Genomic DNA, 24537 nt, shown 5'->3' with positions numbered 1-24537 from the left:
GACCGCACGAGTATGCTCGAAGGGTAGGTACTAGGCTGGCGATGATGGCTGGGGGAGGTTCTCCGATCTCTTCTCGAAATACGAGGATTTGCCGGAGGTCCAAGAGCTGGCCAGAGACCTTCGTGAGCGACTCGATCTTGCTTACCCAATTTACCGGGTTGCCGGTCCGGAATCTGCCAAAAAGTGAATAAACTCCAATGTCCCCGCATTCGACGGTATTCGCCCCATTGATTGTGCTGGCGATTCAAAGTTGACTAAGCCTCTGCGCGAATACCTAATGCGCGTGCCCTCTTGATGATCGATGCGAGTAATTCGCGAAGTGTGATCGTGCTCCTGACTCATCCATGCCGCCGTAGCGGCTATGCCAGCTATAGAACGTCGCATCCGATATGCCGTGCTTGGGGCACAGATCCGCGATCTTCATGCATGCCCCTCACATCTGCCTGAACAACCCCGCATACGCACGACTGACGGGCAGCATTTCCCGCTGCCCATGCACGCGAATCCGCAATCTCCCGAGCAAGTCGCGCTCGATACGATCGATCGCTGCATACGCAACGATCACGCCGCGATGCACCTGCGCGAACCGCTCCGGATCGAGCCGCTGCATCAGCTCTTTCAGCGGCGTGCGAATCACGAGCCGTTCGCCGGCCGTGACGACTTCCGTGTATTTCTCCGATGCCTGGAAATACAGCACATCGTCGACCGAAACGAGTCGCGTCGCATCCTTCACGCCTACCGTCAGCCAGCGGATCGGCACCGCTTCTCTTGCTTGTGCCGCCTGCGCAAGCGCATCGGCCTGCGCAAGCGCCGGCCCGCCGCGCTGAAGCTTCGCGATACACCGCAGCAGCCGCTCGTCCGTCACCGGCTTCAAAAGGTAGTCGACGGCCGCGCGATCGAATGCATCGACCGCATATTCGTCGTAGGCCGTGACGAACACGACATGCACGTCCGGCACCAGCGCGGCCAGCTTCAACCCGTCGATGCCGGGCATCCTGATGTCGAGAAACGCGATGTCCGGGCGTGGCGACGCGTTCAGCGCGGCCAGCGTTTCGATGCCGTTGCGCGGCATCGAAACGATTTCCAGTTCGGGCCAGAGTTGCCCCAACCGCTGCGCGAGCGAGGCGGACAGGTTCGGTTCGTCGTCGGCGATGAGGGCGGTCGGCATGTCAGTCGATCGGAATCAGCAGGGTAGCGATGACGCCATGCGCGGCGGCGGCGTTCGTTTCGACGCAGACTCGGCCACGCTCGCCGTGCAGCGTCCGGATGCGCGCTGCGACGTTGGCGAGCCCGACGCCGCCATGCAGGCGCGTGTCGCTTTTGCCGAGGCCGACGCCCGTGTCGATCACGTTGAGTTCGAGTTTGTCGCCACGCATCCTGCCGCGAATCACGATCACGCCGCCGTCGATGGACGGCTCGATCCCGTGCAGCAGGGCATTCTCGACGAGCGGTTGCAGCAGCAGCGGCGAGAACGGCAGCGCGTGCAGATCGGCCGGCACGTCGATCGTATAAGAAAGCCGCTCGCCGAGCCGGATCGATGCGATCTTCAGCAGTGCTTCAACGAGTTCGAGTTCCTCGCCGAGCGTGGACGTCGCATCGCGCGTGCGTCGCAGGCTCGCGCGCAGGTAGCGGTTCAGGCTGTCGAGCATCGTTGATGCGCGGGCCGGGTCGCGTTCGATCAGGCTCTGCACGTTCGCGAGCGTATTGAACAGGAAGTGCGGCTCGATCTGCGCCTGCAGCAGTGCCAGGCGCGCGGCCGTCTCGGCCTGGCGCGCTTCGGCGGCTTCGCGGCGCTCGGTCTCGAGCGTCGTACGCATGCGCATCGATTGCAGGAACAACGATACGCACACGAACAGGATCGCCGAGATGAGCAACGACGGCCCATAGTTGTCCCACGTTCCGACGCGGGCGCGCCCGAACACGTGCGGCACGTTCCCGCGGACGATCGCTGCCGATATCTCGAAACCGACGAGCACGCTGGCCGGCGCAATCACGACGGTCTTCAGCGCGAGCCCCGGCTTGCGCGGCAGCAGCCGGTCGGCGGCGTGGCTGAACAGCAGCGCGCAGAAGCCGATCGTGTTGGCGACGACGAGGTAGGGCAACAGCGGTTCGTTGAAATGGATCGCCCAGAACCCGAGGCCGACGACCGAGTTGAAGCACGCGAACGCAAGCAGCGCGGCCGGATCGCGCAGCAGCCGCGGCGGGGCGCCGGCGGGTGGCTGCGGAATCGGCGACGGGTCGGACGTGGCTCGCATGGTGTCGGGTGAAGGTGGGCGCGCGCTGCGCCGATGGCCTGACCTTACTGCCGGACGGGCCGATAACGCGCGCGTTGCGACGAACGGCGCGCGGCTTCGACGAAGCGCTTCGGCTGCCGACGGTTGGCCGGTTTCCGCCACGAGTGTAGTGGAAGGCGCTGCGGAAGGACACGGGGTGTTGCCGATTGCGCGTCGAGCACGAATCGCCGGCTGGCGGGAGAGCGCGGACCATTCAGCTCGGACGTCGCCGGCGGCCGGATTCGGTGGCGCGTCATTCGTCCCGATTCGCCGGACGATCATCGCCGCGACGCGCAACTCGTCCGCAAATTCCGGCCGCCCGTCGCAAGCGGTGCCGTCTGCCTGAGCGGCGCAGTACGGTGTTGCCGTGTCCACTCCGATCAGGCGACTTCGACCATGTCCGCGCTCCTTCACCTGAAGCCTTACGTGTACGTCATGTTCTGCGTGCTGCTCTACATCGGCATCAAGCGCTGTTTCCCGCGAGAGGTGCCGGCGGCACGACCGCTGATTTCGCCGATCGCGTTCGGGATGCTCGGCATCGTCAGCCTGAACGGGCTTTTTCCGCATGCCGGCATCGACGCGAACGCGATTGCGCTGGCGGCCGTCCTGGGCGGCGCAGCGCTGGGCTGGCTGCACGCGAGCCGGTGGCGGCTCGAGTATCGTCCGGCGTCGTCGGGCCTGCGCGTGCGCTTGCCCGGCGACGCCAGCCTGCTCGTCACGCTGATGCTGACGTTCGTCGCCGAGACCGGCATCCATTACGCGGTCGCCGTGCACGCGCCGTGGGCGGCGACGAGCGGCTTCGTGATGCTGTCGTTCGCGGTATGGGGCGTGCTCGTCGGGATGACGCTCGGGCGCGCGGTGAACGTGGTCGTGCGCTGCATGCGCCATGCGAGCGGCTCCGCAAGCGGCGGGTTCCCGTATTCGGTCGACCCCCGATGAAGGGCGCGAAACAACCGGCGCGCAGAAAACCGCCGGCCGAGCATGCGATCCGTCTTCGTCAATTGGATCGGCATCGAATCGACGCGGCATGTAACGCGCGCTGTCTTGCGCCCTGTTTTCCTGTCATGGTCGCGTCATGGTGCGCCCATAACGTTGCACGTTCCCGTCGCGGCGGCATCGCCGGAACCGCGGCGTGCGCAAGCAACCCCCCTAGCGACGACGTGCCCGCGTCGCAGGCAGGCCTGCCGGGATCTCGCTCCCGGCGGCGCGGCGGTCATGCCACGCGCCATTACATTCGAAAATGCGATCGACGCCGGTTCGAACCGGATCGCGGACGATCAGGAGACAGGGACCATGCTGAGCCCGCATGAATTCTCGATGCTGTTGCGTGTTGCACGTGCGCCGGACAGCGTCGATCCGTCGAATCCGGCTTTTGCCGTGCTGGTCGAGAAGCGGCTGGTCGACGATACGCAGATGCGCATGAACGCCGTGGCCGCGCGCCCGGCGCTGACACCGGTGGGCCAGATGCTGCTGGCGCGCTTCGACGAAGCGGCTTGAGGGGAGGCGTCACGCATTCACCGAAGCGAATGGCGTGACGCGTTCAAGCGCCTGGCCGCTTACTGCGCGACCGGCACGGTCACATCGCTGCCGAACCAGTGCATCGAGATCTTCTTCAGCGTGCCGTCCTTGTGCAGCGAGTCGAGCGCGTCGTTGATCGCCTTCTCGAACTTCGGGTTGCCCTTGCGGAACGGGATCGCCATTTCCTGCTTGCCGCCGTTCAGCACTGCGCCCGCGCGCAGCGGCAGGTTCGACGTCTTGATCATGTACGGCAGCATCAGGCGGTCGTCGAGCGTCGCCTCGATCCGGCCGGCGGCGAGGTCGCGCAGTTTCTCCGGCGCGCCCGGATACGTCTGCACCTCGATGCCCGGCACGGTGCGCGCCATCTGGTCGTAGTTGGTGCCGAGCGTCACGCCGAGCTTCTTGCCCTTGAAATCGTCGAGCGACTTGAAGTTGCGCGTGTCGTCCTTGCGCTGGATCAGCTGGGCGGCCGAGTACGTGTACGGCTCGCTGAAGTCGAGCGCTTCCTTGCGCTGCGGCGTGATCGTGACCTGGTTGACGATCACGTCGAACTTGCCGGCCTGCAGGCCGGCGATGATGCCGCTCCATTCGGTCGGGATGAACTGCGTCTTCACGCCGAGCTTGCCGGCGACCGCGTTCGCGACGTCGACGTCGAAACCCTCGAGCTGGCCGGACGTGCCGCGCGAGTTGAACGGCGGATACGTGCCCTCGAGGCCGACGCGCAGCACGCCGGCTTTCTTGACCGAGTCGAGCAGGTCGTCGGCGTGCGCGGCGACGGCCGTGAAGCCGAGGGCCGACGCGAGCAGCAGGCCCGACAGCAGGAACTTCGAACGTTTCATCGCAGATCTCCAGAGGTCAATGTCGTGTGGTGAGCGCCGGGTATCGGTCGAACCCGGGGGCGGCCGGAATACGGGCATGTAGACACTACTCGCAACCGCGCCGCGCCGGAAGTCGAATTGGCCCTGATTGAGATCGATTTCATGGGAGCGCGCTAGACGACGGATGGGATCGTCGAGGGCGGGGATGGCTGGTGGTGAGTAACCGGCCTGCCGTGCCTCCTCTGATTTGTTTCGATTGCCTGGAAAATGCTCTTTTAAGTCCGGTCATTTTTCAGATTCGCTTTGTAATTTGTCTGTAAAATCGCGCGAAATAAATCGAATACTGCGCCATCCGAGGGTGCGTCATAAGAACAAGGGCCGTTCATGAACATGCAGAACACAATTGCCGCATTGCGCGGCGGATTGCTTCAGCAGGATCGGTTGCTGAAGCTCGATACTCCGTTGGGAGGCAACGTCCTGACCGTGCAGCGGGCAGTCGGCCGCTCGCGTATCGGGCGCGCGTACGAGTTCACGCTCGACGTGCTGTCGACCGAAGGCGATCTGGAGCTTAAAAAGCTGATCGCGCAGCCTGTCACGCTGTGGATCGAGCAAGGCAACCGCAGCTATCGTCCGATCAGCGGATACGTACATACTGCGCGCCGGCTGGGCGCCGACGGCGGGCTCACAACCTATCAGCTCACGTTCGCCGATTTCACCCATTTCCTGAAGTTCCGTCGCGACCAGCGGTTCTGGAACGACACGACCGTCGACCAGATCATCAGCGATGTGCTGAACCAGCATCCGCAGGCCAAGGGCCATTTCCGCTTCGCGCTGTCAAAGCCGTTGCCGAATCGCTCGTACACGCGCCAGCACGACACCGACTGGCATTTCGTGCATCGCCTGATGGAGGACGAGGGACTCTACTGCGCATGGCAGCAGGCCGACGACGGCAAGTCGCACACGCTCGTGATCACCGACAACCTGCAGGCGTTTGCGCCGCTGTCACCAGAGACGGTGAGCTTCTATCGTGGCGGCTCGGCCAGCGAAGCCGACGCGTTCACGCAATGGTCGGGCACGCGCACGCTGCAGAGCGTCACGCGATCGACGCGCACGTTCGACTACAAGAATCCTGCGCAGCCGTCGAATCCGAAAGGTACGTCGCTGCCGACGATGGCCGGCCAGGGCGAACTGCCCGACCAGCTCGAGGTATACGAGTACACGGGCGCCTATACATATCTGGACCAGACGCGCGGCGACCATCTGACGAAGGTCAAGATGGAGGAATGGGAGTCGCAGGCGAAGCGCTTCCATGCCGCAGGCGGCGTGCGCGCGATCGACGCGGGCCGGCGCTTCACGCTGACCGAGCATCCCGAGCATGATCGCGATTCCGCCGATCAGCGCGAATTCGCCGTGATCGAGGTCGCGTGGTGGATCGAGAACAACCTGCCCGTTGCGAGCGACAGCGCGGATTTTCCGTATTGCCTGCGCGAGGCATTGGCAGGCGCACAGGAAGGCTACGGCGCCAGTCCCATGTTTCGCGTGCCGCATGACGACGGCTCGACCGGCTTCTATCTCGTCGAGGTCGAGGCGCAGCGTGTGAACGTGCCATATCGCAGCCCGTTCGAGCATCACAAGCCGGAGATGCACCTCGAGACGGCGATCGTCGTCGGGCCGCAGGGCGAAGAGGTTTATACCGACTCGCTGAACCGGATTCGCGTGCAGTTCGTGTGGGATCGGATGAATCCGGGCGACGAGAACGCGTCGTGCTGGGTGCGCGTGGTGCAGTCGGATACCGGCGGCGGCTACGGCGGTGTGCACGTGCCGCGCATCGGTGAGGAAGTGCTGATCGACTACGTCGGCGGCGACTGCGATCGGCCGCTGGCGGTCGGGCGCGTGTATAACGGCGCGAACCAGCCGCAGTGGCATACCGACGGGATCCTGTCCGGTTACCGATCGAAAGAGTATTCCGGCGGCGGGTACAACCAGCTCGTGATGGATGATGCAACCGGGCAGAACCGCGTGCAGCTGATGAGCAGCAGCGCGAACAGCTTGCTGCATCTGGGCTACATCATCGACCAGAACGGCAATTCGCGTGGATCGTACCTCGGCAGCGGGTTCGACCTGCGCTCGGACGCATACGGCGCGGTGCGAGCCAGCCAGGGCCTGTACGTGACGACGCACCCGAAGGCGGCGAACAGCCAGCCGCTCGACGTGAAGGAAGCGCAGCAGCAGCTCGTGACGGGCGAGAGCCTTGTCGAGGCGATGTCGGGCGTGAGCGAGCAGCATCAGGCGGAAAGCCTGAAGGACGCGCAGGACACGATGCGCGCGTTCACCGATGCGACGCAGGACAGTGTATCGGGCAGCGCATCCGGCGGGCGCACGGCAGGCGGCGGCACGGGTAACGCGAACGCGTTCAAGGAACCGGTGATGCTGTTCGGCAGCCCGTCGGGGATCGGGATGTCGACGCAGCAGTCGGTGCATGTGGTCGCGAACGATCATGTGAACGTGGCGAGCGGGCAGAGCGTGCACGTGGCCGCGGGCAAGTCGCTGATCGGGAGCATCGGGCAGAAGTTGAGCCTGTTCGTGCAGAACGCGGGGATGAAGCTGTTTGCCGGCAAGGGCAAGGTCGAGATCCAGGCGCAGTCGGACAACATCGAAGTAATCGCGCAGAAGGCGGTGAAGGTGGTGTCGGCGACGGGGCAGATCGAGATCGCGGCCGACCAGGGGATTCTGCTGACGAGTGGCGGGGCATACATCCGGATCAAGGACGGCAATGTCGAGATTCATGCTCCTGGAAAGATTGACATCAAGGGAGCGTCGCATACGTTCGCGGGGCCGGCGAGCATGGGGTATCCGTTACCGAGCCCGCGGCCGGATCAGCCAGGGCAACTGGAGTTGTTTCACAAGTATGTGAACGGCGAGGCGGTGAAGGGCGGACTGTTCACGGTGAAGGACGTGAACGGTTCGATACTGAAGAAAGGGGCGCTCGACAACAGCGGCTATACGGTCGTGAGCGGGCTGCCGCCCGGCGCGGTACGCGTCGAGTTCGGGAAGGACCCACGCGAGTCGGATCAGCCGGCGAATTATTTCAAGCAGGCGAAATGGCCGGCCGAGCCGATCGAGCCGTCGCCGCAGGCCGCGCAGACTGCGGCGACCGGGCAGCTTGCCAGCCACTTGCAGGGGATGGCGCCAGCTGCGGCGAATGTCGCGATGGGGCTCCTGAGCGGCGGCGGTGCCGGCGCGGCGCTGGGCGGGCTCGCGAGTTCCGCGTTGCCGGCTGCTGCGACTGCGCTCGGTGGCGCGGGTGCGGCATCGGCGTTGCAGACGGCTTCGAGCCTGAGCGGGGCCGCGAAGCAGGTGGCCGGGATGGTGCAGGCGGCACGGCAAGGCGGGCTCGCGGCGCTGGCCGCCCCGGCGGCGAATGCGGCATCTGGGATGCTGCAGGGGGCGCTGCCCGGTGTCGCGGGGATCGCCGGCAAGGGCGCTACGACGGCGGCATCCGCTGCAGGGGCAACCGGCATGAAGCTGCCCACGAGCGGATTCGGTGGACCGCTGAAATCCTGAGAGAGCGGCGGCTCGTCAGCCGCCCTAATATAACGAACTGAACGAAGAACGACATGGCACAACAACTTCCACCGGGCGCCGAGAAGGAACAGGCCGTTTCCTGGCTCAGCGATATTTCGCCGAAAGATGTGGCGGCGGGGGGCGACCGTTTCAATAAGTGGTTGCTCAAGATCAGCGGTAATCACATTTCGTTCGAGGATCTCAAAACGTTCGCGAGCGCGGTGCCGATCATCGGCAACCTGATGGCGTTTTACGACGCGGTTTGCGACATCGTGATGATCGTCGAGAAGCGCCACGCCAATCTGCTCGACTACCTTGGGCTTGCAATCAACCTGATCGGCGTCATTCCGGTTCCGCCGCCGCTGGCATCGTTTCGCCTGTCGGCGCGCCCGCTTTTGGCGCTCGTGCGCAATCAATTGCTGATTTCGCGAGGCAATCTTGGGGCGGCGCTCATTTCTGTGCTTGTAACGCACGTCAACGCCGCTGCCGCGACCGAAATCGAAAACTTCCTGAAGACCCTGCAGGACGTTCTTGTTGAACTGCTGAACGACTGCGCGCACAAGGCGCAGGAATTGATGGTCGGTATTGCGACCGGACTGGAACTCGCCCTCAAAGGGCAAATTTTCGACAGTAGCGCGAACGTGCGGCGTACTGCGCAGATCGCTCAGAAGATGGACAAGCGGTCCTGGTACAACCCGATGCTGGTGGTCGACGCGATCGAGTACGGGTACGAAGGTTCGATCGCGTTGGGGAAGGAAGCCGGAAACGCGACGGCCGGGACTGCTGCGAAGCTTGCTCCGGATTCGTGGCTGCAACCGTTCCGCGATATCGTTGCGTTCCTGAAGACCGAGGCACCGAAAGTCGCGAAGGCGATCCGCGATCTGAACGGCAGTGAAGAAGGCAAGATGCTGTGGCTGATCGCGCAAGTGATCGAGGCCGTGGCAAGGGTGCGCGCGCGCGGGAAGCTTCATGAAAAGACCGCCGACGTACCGCCCGGCGGCAAGGGGCGGGCGCAGCATGAGCGGCCTCAGGAGCCGGCAGGTGCGACCGGACAACAGGCGCATGCGGGAGGTGCTGGCCAGAGTCCTTGTAAAGGTTGTGGGGTTGGCGCGTCGACTGGGTCGATCGATTTCGCTTTCGGCGATGAGACTTTCACTCACGCGGACTTTGAACTGCCCGGCGCACTGCCGCTCGTCTGGGCGCGTACTTATCGGTCGCGCCTCTCCGCATACGACAACGGGGAACTTGGCGCGCGATGGCTCACGCCCTATACGACGCGCATCGATGTCGAAGGCGATACATGGTTCTTTCGCGACGCCAGCGGGCGCAGCATCGAATATCGAGCGCTTCCAGTCGGAGGTGCGCATGACGATCTCGCGGAAAACCTGACGCTGACGCGTCTGGACGAGACGTGGGTCACGATTGCATACGGTCACGACCAGCTTCACGCGTATGAACGGCGCGGCAATGCGTTCCGGCTGGCGATGCAGAAGGACCGTGCGGGCAATACGATCACGCTCGATTACGACGCGCTCGACCGCGTGGCACGGTTGATCGATGCGAGTGGCAACGTGCTGTCGTTCGAGCACGACAAGCAAGGGAGAGTCGTGCTGATCGAGCAGGTGCTCGAGGACGGGAAACGTCGTACGCTTGCGAGTTACGCCTATGACGAAGCGGGCGATCTCGTGCGCGCAACCGACCGGTACGGCAACGCGTGGAGCTATCAGTACCACCGCCATCTTGTGACACGCTATACCGATCGCACCGGCCGCGGAATGACGCTTGTATGGGACGGCGCGGACGCTGAAGACAACGCGAACGCGAAATGCGTGCGCGAGTACGCGGACGACGGCAGCCTCGATATCCGCCTTGCATGGCATCCGAACATTCGACTGACCTACGTGACCGATGCGCTCGGTCAGATGTCACGCTATTACTTCAATATCAAGGGGTACGTCTATCGAATCGCCTATCCGGACGGAAGCGAGGAATGGTTCCGGCGTGACGAGCACGACAATCTGACGCTGCACATTCTGCAAGACGGTAGCATCGAGCAGATGCGTTATGACGCGCGTGGTAACCGGACGTGGCACGAGCGCGCGGATGGCAGCATTGTCGAGATGGCGTACGACGAGAAGGATCGGATGATCCGGCTCGTCGATCCGAACGGTCATGTCTGGCAGCGCAAGTACGACGCCGCCGGAAATGTCGTCGAGGAAATCGATCCGCTCGAGCATGCGACGAAGTACGCCTACAACGACCAAGGGTTGCCTACGCAGATCACCGATGCGAAGGGCGGCTCGAAGGCACTCGAATACAACGACGCCGGGCAATTGACGAGCTACACGGACTGCTCCGGAAAGAAGACGGAGTGGCGGTACGACGATATCGGCCGCGTGATCGAGACAAAGGACGCGTCCGGTGGCGTGGTTGCCTATGGTTATGGCCCGAACGGCCAATTGACGGAGACGCGTTCGCCGGCCGGCGTCGAGCACGTGCAATACGACGCTGAGGGTCGGTTGTTGCGGCATACGGATCAACTCAATCGATCGACCCGATACGGCTACGATGCAGTGGGTCGTATTGCGAGCCGCGCGGATGCGCTCGGGCAGACGATTGCGTATCGCTACGACCGTCTCGGCCGCTTGACCGCGCTGACCGATGCGAACCTTGCGACGTACCAGTTCCACTACGATCCGGCGGGGCGGTTGATCGAGGAAATCGGTTTTGACGGCAAGTCGACGCGTTATCAATACGACCGGGACAGCGGCAGCCTTGTTTCGGTTGATGAAGCGGGTTGCGTGACGTCGATTAACGTCGACGCGAATGGCCGCCTGACGAAGCGTGTGGCGGGGGAAAGCGAGGAACGGTTTGCGTACGACCCGAGCGGTAGATTGATCGACGCGGTGAACCGGTGCAGTCGCGTGCAGTTCTTCTTCGATCCGGTTGGCAATCTGGTGCGTGAGCATCACGCCTACGATCTGTTCGGCGAGCGGCGCAGCTATGTCTGGCACCACGAATACGACGAACTCGGCAACCGACGACGTACCGTGCGGCCGGATGGCCATGCGATCGACTGGCTGAGGTATGGCTCGGGTCATGTGCACGGAATGCTGCTCGATGGTGAGGAGCGTGTGCAGTTCGAACGCGATGACCTGCACCGCGAGACAGTGCGGGTGCTATCGAGCAAGGTCGGACAGCGCACACAATACGATCCTGCAGGACGCTTGCTGCAACAGACAATTCAGCGGTCGATGTCGCCCGCACCGCTCGCAGAGCAGCGGTATCGCTACGACGCGGCAGGGCAACTTTCGCGAATCGAGGATAGCCGCAAGGGTGGGATCGACTACCGCTATGACCCGGTCGGGCGACTGATCGAGGCGATTGGCCCGGTTGCGAAGGAGCGGTTTGCGTTTGATCCGGCGAGCAACTTCATCGATCCGGTTCAGTCGAGGGAGGTGGCTGCGTCACGGCCGAGTCCGGTGAGGCCGGAAAGTACATTGCCGCCCGAGGTGCCGAAGGTACTCGGTAACCTGCTGAAGACGTATGCGGGGATGCACTTCGAATACGACACGCGGGGGAACCTGAATCACAAGCGCACGCCCGCCGGTGAGCAGAAGTATGAGTGGGACGAGTTCAATCGGTTGTTGTCCGCTCGGGTTGCGGAAACGTCGAGGCAGAGTCAGTCGCGCTACTTCTACGATGCGTTCGGCCGCCGGATTGCAAAGGAGGTGAACGGTGAGCGGACGGTGTTCGGGTGGGATGGGGACACGCTGGCCTATGAAAGCAATAGAGAGCACGGCACGCACTATATCTATGAGCCCGGGACGTTCGTGCCCCTGGCGCAGTACGTGGCCGAGCCGGTGGAAGGAATTGCTACGCCCGAGTGGAAGAGTACCGATCGGTACGTGCCGGAGGACGATCCGTTGCAGAAGATGCCGGAGCATCGGGTGGATGCCGAATTGTTTTATTACCACTGCGACCAGATCGGGACGCCGCAGTTGCTGACGGATGCCGATGGTGACGTCGTGTGGGAAGCGTCGTACAAGGCGTGGGGTGAAGCGCGGGAAGTAATCGCGCGGGTGTCGACGGCGGCGGGGATCGTGGCGCGGAATCCGTTGCGGTTCCAGGGGCAGCAGGTTGATGATGAGACGGGACTGCACTATAACCGACACAGGTACTACGACCCGAACTCGGGACGGTTCATCTCGACAGACCCGATTGGGTTGGCGGGCGGCATCAACGTCTCTCAATACGCCAACAATCCCGTTCATTGGACTGATCCGCTTGGACTGGCTCGAACGCCCCATAGCGGAGGGTGCGCCGATGCTGCCGCACGTAGCGCGCTCGAATCGGTCATGGGTAAGTCTATCCGGATGAATAAAGAATTCGGTGGCTTAGTCTATGAAAAAGGGGGGAAGTATTTTGCGACGGTCCCTGTTCCTGGTACGGGCCGAACCTTCATCCCTGCTTTGGCATTACCACAAGTACCGAAGGGTGCGACCATCGTAGGTGATTATCATACGCATGGAGATTATTCCGTACTGGGAGCGAACGGAGAGGTTGTCAGAACATCAGATCCAAGTAGGGATGATTTCAATAGCGACGATTTCTCAAGAAGAGATAAAGAAATCAGTGCTCTTGCAGCGCTCAAAAACAAATGTCATCGCTCATACTTGGGTACGCCAAGTGGTAAGATCAAGGTCTATACAGTCATGGGAGGTGCTCGTGATCTATAGTCAAGACGATATTCTCGAGTTGGCAACTAAGTATCCAAGTGATTTCTCTTTTCGTGGAGATTGTTTCGAGATATTTGGTCTGGCTTTGGCGGAATTTGGAAGGCTATCAAAGGGTAAGTGGTCTTTGGGAGACTATAAGGTTTCGATTGATTTTGGGAAAAATGAGAGTTTAGTTGCTGTTTCATTTGCTCCTCTTCCGGCTTACGAGGTCAATGGAGTGCCGTTTGAGATCGCAGATCAAGGGATGTATAAGAACGGGCGTGGAGTGACATATGTGTACGCCGTTGAAAACGGGGAGCTTCTAAAGACAATCTACATGCGTTAGTAGAAAAAAGGGGGCGCAGATGCGGTCCCTTGTTCATGTCGTGGTGGTGATCAGCAGTTCCAGTACAACGTGAATTTTGAAGCTCCCTTGCCTCTGGCCTTGAGGCGAAGCAAAGGAAGTCATCAGCGAGGCGGCGCGCAAGGCGAGTATCCGTAACCCGATCCGCTTCCAAGGGCAGTACTTCGACCACGAGACGGGGCTGCACTACAACCGGCATCGGTACTAAGATCGCTACAGCGGCCGATTCCTGTCTAAGGACCCGATCGGGCTGGCAGGTGGACTGAACGGGTATCAATACGCGCCCAATCCAGTCGATTGGGTTGATCCGCTCAGACTGGCGAAATGCCGCCCCTGCCCCAAGGACTGCGAGAGGATTCTCGACGAGGCCGGCATTCAGGTGGGGAGCCATCGCGACACGCAAAAGGCAGAGGGATTGTATGAGTCGCATCACATCTATCAGGACGCCGCGACGAGTTCATTGCCGAAGTACGGTTACTTCGATACGCCAGCGATCGTGCTTCAAGGGTCTGAGTGACCGGCCGCAGCGTGCAGCCAACACGTTGTTCAATCGCCCCGCCACAAAAATGGTGGCAGGTTTCGCCCCTCGCTTCATTGGCATAATCACGACCTTTTGCGGTATCGTGCGCGAGCGCTGATGTCCGATTCCGTGATGCTGACGAACTACGTACGCGCTTTGCGGCGCTCACGGGAATCCACCGACGATATCGCACATGCATGTCACGGCGTCGTGTAGTCCGCGCCGCCAAACGTCACTCCCACCCCTACAACCGATGCTCGCAACAACCGACCTGACGACCACAGTCAGCCTGAAGCAGATCCTCGAAACGCCCGGCGACTTCTCTGGTTGGCTCCATCTACCGCCTAAGCCGTGGACGCTCGATACAGAGGGCGCATTCTCGGCAGACGCGCAACATGCCGAAGACGATGCATCGTCCTCGATCGCGCTGCAACCCGACTGGAGCATCACGCTGAACAGTGCGACGATCGAAGATATCGTGATCAACGCCCACGACCAAATCGACGAACCGAGCGTTTCGCAGTTGCTCGACGCATTCGTCTTTTACGTAGAGAACGATGAATTCATCCTGTTCTGACGACGTGGTTTGCCACACGTCGTCTTGAAATCCTGGCGGGACATCCTGATTGCAGCCAATCCGCTCGTTCGATTTCTCGAGGAGGATGCATTTTGGGCACCGTCTATCTCGGCAATCCCGCGGCGCATTACGTTGTCCAGGATGCGATGGTCGCAAGTCGTTTAGCGACCGATGACTCCATCGACGATTTCGGTGAATTCAAGTGCCGTCATGCGGCTGACAGAGAGACCCGAGACCTGTATCGTTCGCAAGCGATTCGACAGGGCGCCATGTCGCCGGGAGGCACGATGCACAATCGGGATCTGAAGCAGTTCCTCGTCGGAATTCGCGACACTGTGGGCGTGCACGCAAGCATCGGCGCACCTGCGCCCGATCATGCAATGCACGCGAGTTCCCTCTCCGTGAGCGATGAAATTGCCGCATGGTTCAGCGCACTCGACGATGTCGATCTGTCGATTCCCTGGACCGCTGACGACCTCCTGTTGTACGGCAACCAGGCGAGTCTCGCGCGTGGCCAGGCCGGCTATCGTGTCGACGCATCGGGCCGGCGTCTGTCCGGATGGCACGACGACTGGATCGTGCTGGGTCAGATGGGCGGCGATCCCGTCATCGTCGTCCCGGGAGGCGATGTGCTGTTCGACCGCCACGGCGCGGGCTCCTGGGCACCATTGCGCGTTGCGTCATCCCTCACGCACTTCGCCCACGCGCTGTGTATCTGGTGCGAGTTGTACGTTGGAAGGTACTCACGCGATATCTTCGACGACACGTATGAAATCCGCCCGGCATTCCTTGCTGAAGTCCGGGCGCGGATAGGCGAGGCGCTGCCCGATGCGGAAGCGGCGGTGTTCATGGAGATGGTCGGCGGGTGAGTGCGGGCGAGCAGTCTCGAGCAATGCGCAGGCCAATCCGCAAGCAGCCCCGGGTGACAGAAGTGATTGACCGAAACACGGTCTTACTTACGGCGAGAACGACATGCTTGACCCCGACCAGGATGACGACCTGATCCACGTCTACGCAGGTAGCTCCGGAGATGCACCGGTTCATGAAGAACTTCCCGCGCGTCAGGTCGAGCCGGGCATTTACGAATTGCTGGCATCGCCCGGCCTGGCGCTGAATCTCGCGAAAGGCGATCTTGTCCGCATCGATGACCCCGATCGTCCAGCCATGGTACTGAAGCGCGGCGGAAACTACTGCATCCAGATCTATGGCGACGCGATTCCGGATCACGAGATCGACCGGCTTGCGAGCGAGGTCGAATCCGAACTGAGCGGTACGCTCGACGGTCGTTACGGCGGATCGCTCGCGCTATCGGTGCCGTCCGGTGCGGGAGGCGAGCGAATCCGTACTGTCTTCGACGGCTTCACGGCAAGAACCGGCCTTGCCTGGTATTACGCGAACATCTACCGGAACTTCGAGGATCCGGACGACGAAACGCTGCTCGACTGGTGGCTCAAGCCGTGACGCGCAACATCGAACACGTGTACGTCGGAGATACCGACAGGAAGATCAACCGATGACCCGCACACCGACCATCGGCACGACCGTGGCCGAAATCGAAGCAGCCGAAGCATCACTCGGCCGCGCGTTGCCGCATTCGTTCGCGACATGGCTGCTGCTCAACAACGGCAGGTCGCTTGGCGGATTGTCCGTGTTCCCCGTCTTCGATGCGCGCAATCCGCGCAAGACCTGGAATTCGATCGTTCGGCACTACAGTGAGGGTTGGCGCGCGTGGCGAGACAACTTCGACCACACGGATGCCGATTTCTCGAATCTGTTACCGTTTGCCGAGTTCGGGACGGGTGACTACTATTGCTTCGACTACGACCGGACAGGGGCATCGTGCGAACCGGCCGTCGTCCTTTGGTCGCACGAGACGGGCGAGACGACGCCGGTATCCGACAGTTTCACGGCTTTTCTGTCGATGCAGGACGGCATGGAGGGGAGCGGGAAATGAACCTGACGGATGATCCGGCGGGGTTACGTGAACGCCAGGAGGCCGTGTGTGCGCGATACGCTCTGCGTGCTGCCGAACCCGGGCACAAGGTTGCGGTCGCGATATCGACGCTCGGGCGGATGCCTGTCTATGGCACGCGCATCGTGCTGTCGGAAGGCGATGACATCGGCTGGTTTTTCCACTGCGGCGAATATTCAGAGGCGCCCGCCTTCTACCAGCCGCTGCACGCCGCACATCTGCCCACCTACCTGCCGCTGGTCTTGCCCTATTTGATGCTGCCGCCCGGCGCGCGTTTCATCATCGACGACGCCGGCTACGAAGACGTCTGGATGAATCTCCCCGGCAACGAGGCGTCGCGGTGAGTGCGCGGCAGACCTTTCGCAAGGCGCTGATGCTGCTCGATCATGGCATGACGGATCGGGGCGAAGCCGTGCTGCATCTTGCGCTGACCGAGGCCGAGCAGGAGGGCGATCGCGTTGTACTCGCCCAGTCGCTCGTCGCGCTGGGCGACCTGATGTGCGAGACGTCGCGCAGCGGATCGGCGCGTCCGTTCCTGGAGCGGGCGCTTGCGGCGGCACGAGACCTCGATGCCGGCCTGCTGGCGTGCGAGCGTGACAGGGCCGAACGATTGCTGGCGCGTATCGAATGCGAGCGCATCGGATTGCAGATTCGCGGCCCGGAAGATTTCAAGGACAGGACATTCACGCTTGCCGACTTCATCGCGGTTGTGCGCGCGAAGGCCGAACGGCCGGAGGGCTACGATCCGGCGTGGCAATACGATGTGTACGGAAATGACGGCGATGCAGACTGGTGTCCTCGGCAGACGATCTATATCGGCGACAAGGTACAGGTCGACGACGACGATCGCGAGCGCTACCCCGAGCGGGTCACCGAGCTCGGTTACGTATTCCGCTACTCGTGCGAGCACTTCCAGGACGTCGTCGATCTGGCCTGTCGTCAGAAACCGGGCGCATCGATCGACGACCTCGTCCGCTGTCTCAACCACTTCGATCGCCACGACGACTTCCTCGATCTGGATTCGAACGGCGAGTAGCCGCGAGCACGACGAACGGGACGTCGCAGCAAAAAAGGACCGCCGGGGCGGTCCTTTCTCATCGGGAAGCGAGGCAGAGAAGCCTCCGCTCCTCAAGGCAGCGAAATCGTCAAATTGGCCGATTCCGGCCCGACCTTGATGACCTGCGAATAAGGCGCCAACGCCTGCAGCGTCTTGTCCTTCAGATACGTATTGAGCCCGAGATACCCGAGGAGCGCCACCAGCGCAAAAACCGCCCCGATCGCCCAAACCGGCACTTCGCGTTTGAGTCGATGCGCAATCTGATCCGGCAACGGCCAATGCGGCGCGAACGGCGCCCGCTTGCCCTTCATATGCGCGATCTCGTCCCCCAGCCGCGCGGTGAGGTAAGCCAGCTTCTCCGGCCCTTCGAGCAGATACTTGCCCTGGAACCCGAGCAGCAGGCACATATGAAACACCTCGAGCGACTGCAGCCGCGCCGCACCCTGCGCGCGGCACTCCTCGAGATACTGAAAGAACTTCTCGCCCGCGAGCTGCTCGCCGAACAGCACGAGCTGCAGCGGTCGGCGTTCCCAGTCCGCACGGATCTTGAACTGCGACGACAGCACCATCTCGTCGATGGCCGCGCAGAACGCGAACTTCGCGCCGTACACATCCTCGGCCGCGATATTCAGCTTCTTCGCGCCACGCTCGAAATCCGACAGGAATTCCTGGATCCGCGTGCTGAACTCGCTCGCGCTATCCGGCTCCCGCCTGTTCTTGAGCAGGAACAGCATGAAGAACCCGTCGTACAGCAGGTCGAGCAGCGAACGGGCCTGGAACGAGGCATCCGTCGACGCCGGGGTATGCAGGGGAGGCGGCGCGTTGTCGCCGAACAGGGAAGGCGCGTAGCTCATGATGTGACCGCGATCAGTTCGAACTTCAGGTCATTGATGCCAGTCGGCGCGTAGATCATCGCGGACTGGGCCTGCAGCATGCGCTCGTACAGCGCGCCGCGCGAATCGAGCGCGAAGTAGCAGGCGCCGGGGCGCACCGGAATCGCGGGCGGCACCTGCGGCGTGTACGACAGCCGCACGCCGGGCATCGCCGACAGCACGAGCTTGTCGACGTCGTCGGGCGCACCGACCTTGAAGCGGGCCGGCACCGCATCGACGAGCTCGACGCTCGGCATGTCCGCGGACACCGCGAGATAGAACTCGGTCTTGTCGTCGATCTTGCCGGAATCGAGGCGGCCGAGGTGGAACGACGGGCGCACCTCGTCGAGCGTGATCGCGAAGTAGCGCGTCGAGATCACGGTGTCGAGCAGCTCGCGCAGCATCAGGTCGAGACGCGCAAAGCTCGGGCCCGGATCGTCGTGGCGGTACACCGGCAGGTCCGCGAGCGTGTAGCCCTTCGAGAACGTCATCAGCTGGCCCGCGAGGCGCAGCAGTTCCTGGAACAGCCGCTCGGGATGTAGCGCCGAATGCTGGTGCAGGTGCGCGAGCGTCGCGAACGCGGCGTTCGCGGTGTGCAGCAGCCAGAATGACGCGATGTCGCCCGAGCGGAACTCGATGATGTTCTTCGACGGCTCGCGGTGAAAGCCGTACAGCGCGTTCACCTTCGCCTGCAGCGCATCGACGAGCTGGCGCAGCCGCTGGTGCAGGATCGGCGATGCGTCGATCGCGAGGCACGGCGGCACGAAGCTGTCGTCGATCTCGAAACCGGACGTCGCGGTGCGGCGCACGCGTACGAGCGGCACCGACAGCAGCTGGTCGCGCGGTTCGCTGTGCGCGATCAGCTTGACCTGCGTCTTCAGGAACGTGATGTCGGCTTCGGCTGCATCGGTGAAGTTGTCGCCGACGCTGGTCTGCTCGCTGACGAAACGCGTCATGAAGCCGGCGGCCGGATCGTCGCTGTAGTTGGTGCCGTTCTCGCGCAGCGGGTGCAGCGCGAGATAGAACACGAATTCGTTGATGCCGTCAGGCAGCGTGTCCAGCGCGATCGGCGGCGGCAGGTCGTCGGCCTGCGGCGCGGCATACAGCGCGCCGTCCGGGAACACGAGCGCGAGCTCGGCCACCCGCAGCACGTTGCTGCCGAGTGCGTCGCGGTCGATGCGCACCGAGCGCACGCCCCAGTTGTACGGCTGGATCGCCTGGATCGATTCGAACAGGCGCGCTTCGTGGTACGCGTCCTGTCGCTGAAAGTGTTGAGGCCGGAGGAACAGCCCTTCCCCCCACAGCACCTTGGCCGAATAACTCATGTCAAATCCGGTTAATGTCGCGTTGCGATGTAATCGATTCGTTCGTGCCCGAATTAAATCGCCAATTGTTAACTCTTGTTAATTGACATTCGTGCGTCATGTTTAACCGCAGGAGACCGAAGAAAGCAAATTCAGCGGTTGCGAAGGCGCACCCTGTTGCGGTGCGATGACGGTGCCATCGGTGACCGTCATCGCGCAATTATGCAGGCCGATGATTATGCCGGATTTCTCCGACTTCACCGGATCGAACGTCAGTTTCCATCGTTGTAGTGCGGGATCGCGGAACAGCGCGACGATGCCGAACGCTTGCGCTTCGCGCGAAACCTTCTCGGTCGCCGTATAGCGCTGGCCCGGAATCAGCGTGATTTCACGCACGTTCAGCAAATCCGCGCCCAGCGCGGCTTTTTCCTTGGTCGGATCCGTAAATGCGTCGAACGGCGCCTGCTGGAACGACGTCGGGTCCTTCAGCGCATAGAGCCGCACGACGAGCGCGAGCGGCTTGTTGTCGGTCGCGGCGTTCAGGTTCGGCGCCGCGGCGAGCGTGATGCCGAGGTTGCGCGGCGGCTTCTGCGCGTCGGGCACCTCGGGCTTGCCGATGCCGGCCGCGGACATCACGGCGCTCGCGGCCGAGCCGAGCAGCGGGGCGGCCGCGCATCCGGCCAGAAGGGCGCAGGCAACCAGCGGCAGCGCATAGCGAATCATCAACGATCTCATCGTATTTCCGGCGTGCTGCCTTTATCCCTGTCAAATCTGCCGGGTATTTCCGCGCGCGTTGCGTATCCCCGACATTGCACTGTTCAACTATTAAGCACGCCCGCGTCGTGGCGAGCGCCCGGAAATTTTTTCCGCCGCCCCGGCGGCGCGTCGTGCAACCAGTAAAACTTGCCCATTCCGGCCGAAAGAAAAATCGCTGCGAGCCCGCGGCGAGCGGCCATTGGAGGGGGTAGCGCCCGGTTTTAAAAGGAATTACTCTTCACACGACGATTGAATTATGAAAAATTGATCGGTACTATACCCGCGCGCTTCTTGCAAAGCAAAAGAACCAGATTCTCAACGATTTAAAACTCACGCGCCGGTGGATATAACGATGAAAGACCGTCTCTTCGCAAAACTGTCTGGGGTAGTAGTGGCTTGCGGCGTGATCGCCGGTTGTGCGAGCCAGCCTCCCGCGCCGCCGACTGCAGAGGTGTTCAACAAGTCGCTGGCCGATGCGGACGCAGTTGCGAAGGCGGGGGACCAGGACAAGGCCCTCGGCCTGTATCAGCAGCTCGCGAAGTCGGATCCGACGCGCGAGGAGCCGTGGTCGCGCATCGCGCAAATCCAGTTCGCACAGAACCACTACGGTCAGGCAATCGTTGCCGCGCAGGAAGCGCTGCAGCGCGACGCGACCGACCGTCAGGCGAAGAGCGTGCTGGCCGTGGCCGGCCTGCGGATCGCGACGCAGTCGCTCGGCGAGCTGCGTCAGGATTCGTCGCTCGCGGGCGACGCGAAGTCCGATGCGCAGGCGCTCGCGAAGCAACTGCGCGACACGCTGGGCGAATCGGCGTTGTTCCCGCCGGAGACGACTGCCCGCCCCAGCGGCCGAATCAAGAGGACCCGCACGGTCGTGCACAAGAAAGGCACGACGCCGGCCGCCGAAACCACCGCTACGGTGCCGCCGGCGAACACGTCGTCGGGCGGCGCCGCGCCGAAGGGCGGCGATCCGTTCGGCGCACTGCGCAACTGAAACCGCAACTGACGCGATAACCACAACTAACCTGGGAGCCGTCGAGATGGCCAAGAAAGAAAGCATTCAGAAAAGCTTGCAGAAAATACGGCCGCCGCGCGTCCAGCTGACCTATGAGGTCGAGAAGGGCGATGCGATCGAGGTGAAGGAACTGCCGTTCGTCGTCGGGGTCGTCGGCGATCTGGCGGGCCAGTCCGAAATCGAGCAGCCGAAGCTGCGCGACCGCAAGTTCGTCAATATCGATCGCGACAATTTCGACGACGTGATGAAGGCGATCGAGCCGCGTGCCGCGTTCCAGGTGGAAAACCGCCTGAGCCCGGAAGGCGGCAAGTTCGCGGTCGACCTGAAGTTCCGCTCGCTGTCGGATTTCAGCCCGGACGAAGTCGTCGAACAGGTCGAGCCGCTGCGCCGCCTGCTCGAGGCGCGCTCGAAGCTCGCCGACCTGCGCAACAAGCTCGCCGGCAACGACAAGCTCGAGGATCTGCTGTCCGAGGTGCTGAAGAACACGCAGCAGCTGCAGGAGCTCGCGAAGGGCACCGGCGGCGACAAAGACGGCGAATGACGACGGAGTGTTGAGATGAACCAGCAAACGGCTGCGGCCCAAGCGAGCGGCGCGGAATACGCCGCCGGGACTTCGCTGCTCGACGACATCGTCGAGAAGAGCAAGGTCGCGAAATCCGATTCCGAGCATGCGCGTGCGAAGGACCTGATCGGCGAACTCGTGCACCAGGTGCTCGACGGCACGGTGATCGTGTCGGACAACCTGTCGGCCACGATCGACGCGCGCGTCGCGGAACTCGACCGCCTGATTTCCACGCAGCTTTCCGCGGTGATGCACGCGCCGGAATTCCAGCGCCTCGAAAGCACGTGGCGCGGGATGGACTATCTGGTCAAGGAAAGCAACACCGGCCAGACGATCAAGATCAAGGCGCTGCACGCACCGAAACGCGACCTCGTGCGCGATTTCAAGGGCGCGAGCGAATTCGACCAGAGCGCGCTGTTCAAGAAGGTCTACGAAGAGGAATTCGGCACGTTCGGCGGCTCGCCGTTCGGTGCGCTGATCGGCGATTACGAGATCTCGCGCCAGCCCGAAGACATGTACTTCATCGAACAGATGTCGCACGTCGCGGCGGCCGCGCACGCGCCGTTCATCGCGTCGGCGTCGCCCGAGCTGCTCGGCCTCGAGTCGTTCTCCGACCTCGGCAAGCCGCGTGATCTCGGCAAGGTGTTCGATACGGTCGAATATGCGAAGTGGAAGTCGTTCCGCGACGCAGAGGATTCGCGCTACGTCGGCCTGACGCTGCCGCGCTTCCTCGGTCGCCTGCCGTTCAATCCGAAGGACGGCCAGACCGCGGAGAACTTCAACTTCGTCGAAGACGTCGACGGCACCGACCACGACAAGTACCTGTGGTGCAACGCCGCGTGGGCGTTCGCTGCGCGCCTGACGGCCGCATTCGACGACTTCGGCTGGTGCGCGGCGATCCGCGGCGTCGAAGGCGGCGGCCTCGTCGAGGACCTGCCGACCCACACGTTCAAGACCGACGACGGTGAAGTCGCGCTGAAGTGCCCGACCGAAATCGCGATCACCGATCGCCGCGAGAAGGAACTGAGCGACCTCGGCTTCATCCCGCTCGTTCATTGCAAGAACTCGGATTACGCTGCGTTTTTCGCTGCGCAATCGGTGCAGAAACCGAAAAAATACAGCACCGACAGCGCGAATGCGAACGCCGTCCTGTCCGCCCAGCTTCAGTACATCTTCTCGGTGTCGCGCGTGGCGCACTACCTGAAGGCGATGATGCGGGACAAGATCGGCAGCTTCGCATCGGCGCAGAACGTAGAGACTTTCCTCAACCGGTGGATTTCGCAGTACGTCCTGCTCGACGACAACGCGTCGCAGGAACAGAAGGCGCAATTCCCGCTGCGCGAGGCATCCATACAAGTGTCGGAGATTCCGGGCAAGCCGGGCTCGTATCGTTCGGTCGCGTTCCTGCGCCCGCACTTTCAGCTCGACGAACTCTCGATTTCTCTGCGACTTGTCGCTGATCTGCCCAAACCGGCAAATTCATAAGCGAGTAAATCGCCCGGGCGGGCCGCCTGGGTAGGACGTTAAAACCACCTCTTTGGGGAGTCGAAGGGCCATGTTACATATGCACTTGCAGTTTGGTAGTCCCGCGGTGAAGGGCGAGTCCGCGGACAAGGACCACCAGGGCTGGATCGAACTGAAATCGTGGGATCACTCGATCGTTCAGCCGCGTTCGGCAACCGCATCGACCGCTGGCGGTCACACGATGACGCGTTGCGAGCACGGCGACATGATTTTCACGAAGGAAATCGATTCGTCGAGCCCGCTGCTGTACCAACACGCTTCGGGCGGTACCACGTTCGACGAGGTGACGGTTCATTTCTCGCGCGCTGACGGTGAAGGCAAGCGCGTGCAGTATCTGGAAGTCAAGCTCAAGTACGTGATCATCTCGAGCATCGCCCCGAGCGTTCGCGAGGAAGGTCTGCCGCTCGAGACGTTCTCGCTGAAGTACGCAGCCGTGCAGTGGAAGCAAACCCAGCAGAAGATCGGCGGCAACCAGGGCGGCAACACGCAAGGCGCCTGGAGTCTGACGAAGAACGACAAGACCTACGCGGTCTAAGGTCGGTTGCGGCAGCGGGGCGCTCGGCGTCCCGTTGCCGTTTTCGCTGTGAATACCGGCCGATGAAACGATTCGAACCCAGTTTTCTCGACAAGCTGTTCGACGACGAACCGCACCTGCCGGCCTCGGCAGCGATGCGGCAATTGTCGCTGGACGAGCTCAAGAACACGGTCGCCCGCGACGTCGAGGCGATCCTCAACACCCGTATCGCCCACACCGAGAACGAGCTGGCCACGCTGCCGGAGTGCCAGAAGTCGGTGCTGACCTACGGGCTGAACGATTTTGCAGGGCTGAGCCTGGCGAGTCACTACGACCGCGCGTTCATCTGCAAGTCGATCCAGCAGGCCATCGCGCGCCACGAGCCGCGCCTGCAGCAGGTGCAGGTGACGTTCGAGCTGAACGAGCAGGCCACCAACGCGCTTTATTTCGCGATCCAGGCGCTGCTTGTCGTGCACCCGGCCGAGGAGCCGGTGAGTTTCGACGCGATGCTGCAGCCGTCGACGCTGCAGTATTCGGTCACGCGCGCACGTGCCGCCAGAATGCAGTAAATCAAGCCGCCGAGCGGGCCGGACCGCCCGGTGATGGTTCAGG

Annotated in this window: 22 protein-coding genes and 2 pseudogenes; 17 read left to right on the top strand and 7 right to left on the bottom strand. The window is 62.4% G+C overall.

What is annotated here, in order from left to right:
- Window positions 1-325 precede the first annotated feature (325 nt).
- The 3 genes and pseudogenes from L810_RS49300 to L810_RS29095 form a co-directional block, all read right to left on the bottom strand.
- A pseudogene (locus tag L810_RS49300) lies at window positions 326-415 on the bottom strand (transposase); the annotation flags it as partial.
- Window positions 416-433: 18 nt separating this feature from the next.
- Window positions 434-1168, bottom strand: a complete 735-nt coding sequence (locus L810_RS29100) for a LytR/AlgR family response regulator transcription factor (RefSeq protein ID WP_021161836.1) — start codon at window positions 1166-1168, stop codon at window positions 434-436.
- A 1-nt stretch (window position 1169) separates the two neighbouring features.
- Complete coding sequence (locus L810_RS29095; protein WP_081712921.1) at window positions 1170-2255, bottom strand: sensor histidine kinase; 1086 nt, start codon at window positions 2253-2255, stop codon at window positions 1170-1172.
- Window positions 2256-2669: 414 nt separating this feature from the next.
- On the opposite strand from L810_RS29095, the gene L810_RS29090 reads away from it, so the two are divergent.
- On the top strand, window positions 2670-3212 hold the full coding sequence (locus L810_RS29090; protein ID WP_021161834.1) for a DUF6622 family protein: 543 nt from the start codon (window positions 2670-2672) through the stop codon (window positions 3210-3212).
- A gap of 354 nt (window positions 3213-3566) precedes the next feature.
- Window positions 3567-3770, top strand: coding sequence for a hypothetical protein (locus tag L810_RS29085; protein WP_027788527.1), 204 nt, complete (start codon window positions 3567-3569; stop codon window positions 3768-3770).
- Between the two features lie 59 nt (window positions 3771-3829).
- On the opposite strand, the gene L810_RS29080 is transcribed toward L810_RS29085, so the two are convergent.
- The gene (locus L810_RS29080) at window positions 3830-4630 is read right to left on the bottom strand and encodes a transporter substrate-binding domain-containing protein (protein ID WP_021161832.1); all 801 of its coding nucleotides are present in this window, start codon (window positions 4628-4630) and stop codon (window positions 3830-3832) included.
- A 363-nt stretch (window positions 4631-4993) separates the two neighbouring features.
- On the opposite strand from L810_RS29080, the gene tssI reads away from it, so the two are divergent.
- The 10 genes and pseudogenes from tssI to L810_RS45835 all read left to right on the top strand — a co-directional run bounded on the left by tssI (window position 4994) and on the right by L810_RS45835 (window position 17360).
- Window positions 4994-8173 (top strand): type VI secretion system Vgr family protein, encoded by a 3180-nt coding sequence (tssI, locus tag L810_RS29075; protein ID WP_021161831.1) that lies wholly within the window; start codon window positions 4994-4996, stop codon window positions 8171-8173.
- 53 nt (window positions 8174-8226) lie between these two features.
- Window positions 8227-12912, top strand: a complete 4686-nt coding sequence (locus L810_RS29070; protein WP_021161830.1) for an RHS repeat-associated core domain-containing protein — start codon at window positions 8227-8229, stop codon at window positions 12910-12912.
- Window positions 12902-13237: a hypothetical protein gene (locus L810_RS47590; protein WP_155644055.1), complete on the top strand. Its 336-nt coding sequence runs from the start codon at window positions 12902-12904 to the stop codon at window positions 13235-13237. The genes L810_RS29070 and L810_RS47590 overlap by 11 nt, the downstream gene beginning before the upstream one ends.
- A gap of 103 nt (window positions 13238-13340) precedes the next feature.
- Window positions 13341-13577: pseudogene (locus tag L810_RS49805) on the top strand (RHS repeat-associated core domain-containing protein); the annotation flags it as partial.
- Between the two features lie 451 nt (window positions 13578-14028).
- Window positions 14029-14352 carry a DUF7716 domain-containing protein gene (locus tag L810_RS29065; RefSeq protein WP_021161827.1) on the top strand — a complete coding sequence of 108 codons (324 nt, stop codon included), beginning with the start codon at window positions 14029-14031 and terminating at the stop codon, window positions 14350-14352.
- A gap of 92 nt (window positions 14353-14444) precedes the next feature.
- Window positions 14445-15221: a hypothetical protein gene (locus tag L810_RS29060; RefSeq protein ID WP_042976615.1), complete on the top strand. Its 777-nt coding sequence runs from the start codon at window positions 14445-14447 to the stop codon at window positions 15219-15221.
- Window positions 15222-15324: 103 nt separating this feature from the next.
- The gene (locus L810_RS29055; RefSeq protein WP_021161825.1) at window positions 15325-15813 is read left to right on the top strand and encodes a DUF4265 domain-containing protein; all 489 of its coding nucleotides are present in this window, start codon (window positions 15325-15327) and stop codon (window positions 15811-15813) included.
- 52 nt (window positions 15814-15865) lie between these two features.
- Window positions 15866-16306, top strand: a complete 441-nt coding sequence (locus L810_RS29050) for an SMI1/KNR4 family protein (RefSeq protein WP_021161824.1) — start codon at window positions 15866-15868, stop codon at window positions 16304-16306.
- Entirely contained in the window at window positions 16303-16668 is a 366-nt protein-coding gene (locus L810_RS29045; protein ID WP_021161823.1) for an immunity protein Imm33 domain-containing protein, read from the top strand. The genes L810_RS29050 and L810_RS29045 overlap by 4 nt, the downstream gene beginning before the upstream one ends.
- Complete coding sequence (locus L810_RS45835) at window positions 16665-17360, top strand: DUF7716 domain-containing protein (RefSeq protein WP_021161822.1); 696 nt, start codon at window positions 16665-16667, stop codon at window positions 17358-17360. Before L810_RS29045 ends, L810_RS45835 begins: the two co-directional genes overlap by 4 nt.
- Window positions 17361-17452: 92 nt before the next feature.
- On the opposite strand, the gene icmH is transcribed toward L810_RS45835, so the two are convergent.
- The 3 genes from icmH to tssJ form a co-directional block, all read right to left on the bottom strand.
- Entirely contained in the window at window positions 17453-18235 is a 783-nt protein-coding gene (icmH, locus tag L810_RS29035; protein WP_021161821.1) for a type IVB secretion system protein IcmH/DotU, read from the bottom strand.
- A complete protein-coding gene (gene tssK / locus L810_RS29030) occupies window positions 18232-19578 on the bottom strand; it encodes a type VI secretion system baseplate subunit TssK (RefSeq protein ID WP_011350756.1) in 1347 nt (448 codons plus the stop codon). The genes icmH and tssK overlap by 4 nt, the downstream gene beginning before the upstream one ends.
- A 102-nt stretch (window positions 19579-19680) precedes the next feature.
- Window positions 19681-20292: a type VI secretion system lipoprotein TssJ gene (gene tssJ, locus L810_RS29025; protein ID WP_042976613.1), complete on the bottom strand. Its 612-nt coding sequence runs from the start codon at window positions 20290-20292 to the stop codon at window positions 19681-19683.
- A 373-nt stretch (window positions 20293-20665) separates the two neighbouring features.
- Here tssJ and L810_RS29020 point away from each other — a divergent pair, with 373 nt between their 5' ends.
- The 5 genes from L810_RS29020 to tssE all read left to right on the top strand — a co-directional run bounded on the left by L810_RS29020 (window position 20666) and on the right by tssE (window position 24494).
- Window positions 20666-21304 carry a tetratricopeptide repeat protein gene (locus tag L810_RS29020; protein ID WP_042976611.1) on the top strand — a complete coding sequence of 213 codons (639 nt, stop codon included), beginning with the start codon at window positions 20666-20668 and terminating at the stop codon, window positions 21302-21304.
- Window positions 21305-21350: 46 nt separating this feature from the next.
- Window positions 21351-21866 (top strand): type VI secretion system contractile sheath small subunit, encoded by a 516-nt coding sequence (tssB, locus tag L810_RS29015; protein WP_006484395.1) that lies wholly within the window; start codon window positions 21351-21353, stop codon window positions 21864-21866.
- A 15-nt stretch (window positions 21867-21881) separates the two neighbouring features.
- On the top strand, window positions 21882-23372 hold the full coding sequence (gene tssC, locus L810_RS29010) for a type VI secretion system contractile sheath large subunit (RefSeq protein WP_006477094.1): 1491 nt from the start codon (window positions 21882-21884) through the stop codon (window positions 23370-23372).
- Between the two features lie 70 nt (window positions 23373-23442).
- Window positions 23443-23946, top strand: a complete 504-nt coding sequence (locus tag L810_RS29005; protein ID WP_006477093.1) for an Hcp family type VI secretion system effector — start codon at window positions 23443-23445, stop codon at window positions 23944-23946.
- A 62-nt stretch (window positions 23947-24008) separates the two neighbouring features.
- Window positions 24009-24494 (top strand): type VI secretion system baseplate subunit TssE, encoded by a 486-nt coding sequence (tssE, locus tag L810_RS29000; protein WP_021161818.1) that lies wholly within the window; start codon window positions 24009-24011, stop codon window positions 24492-24494.
- Window positions 24495-24537: the final 43 nt, after the last annotated feature.

It is taken from the genome of Burkholderia sp. AU4i (assembly GCF_000466765.1).
Classification (GTDB): domain Bacteria; phylum Pseudomonadota; class Gammaproteobacteria; order Burkholderiales; family Burkholderiaceae; genus Burkholderia; species Burkholderia cepacia.
Note: the sequence above shows the minus strand (reverse complement) of the source record. Positions and strands in the feature narration are given on the sequence as shown.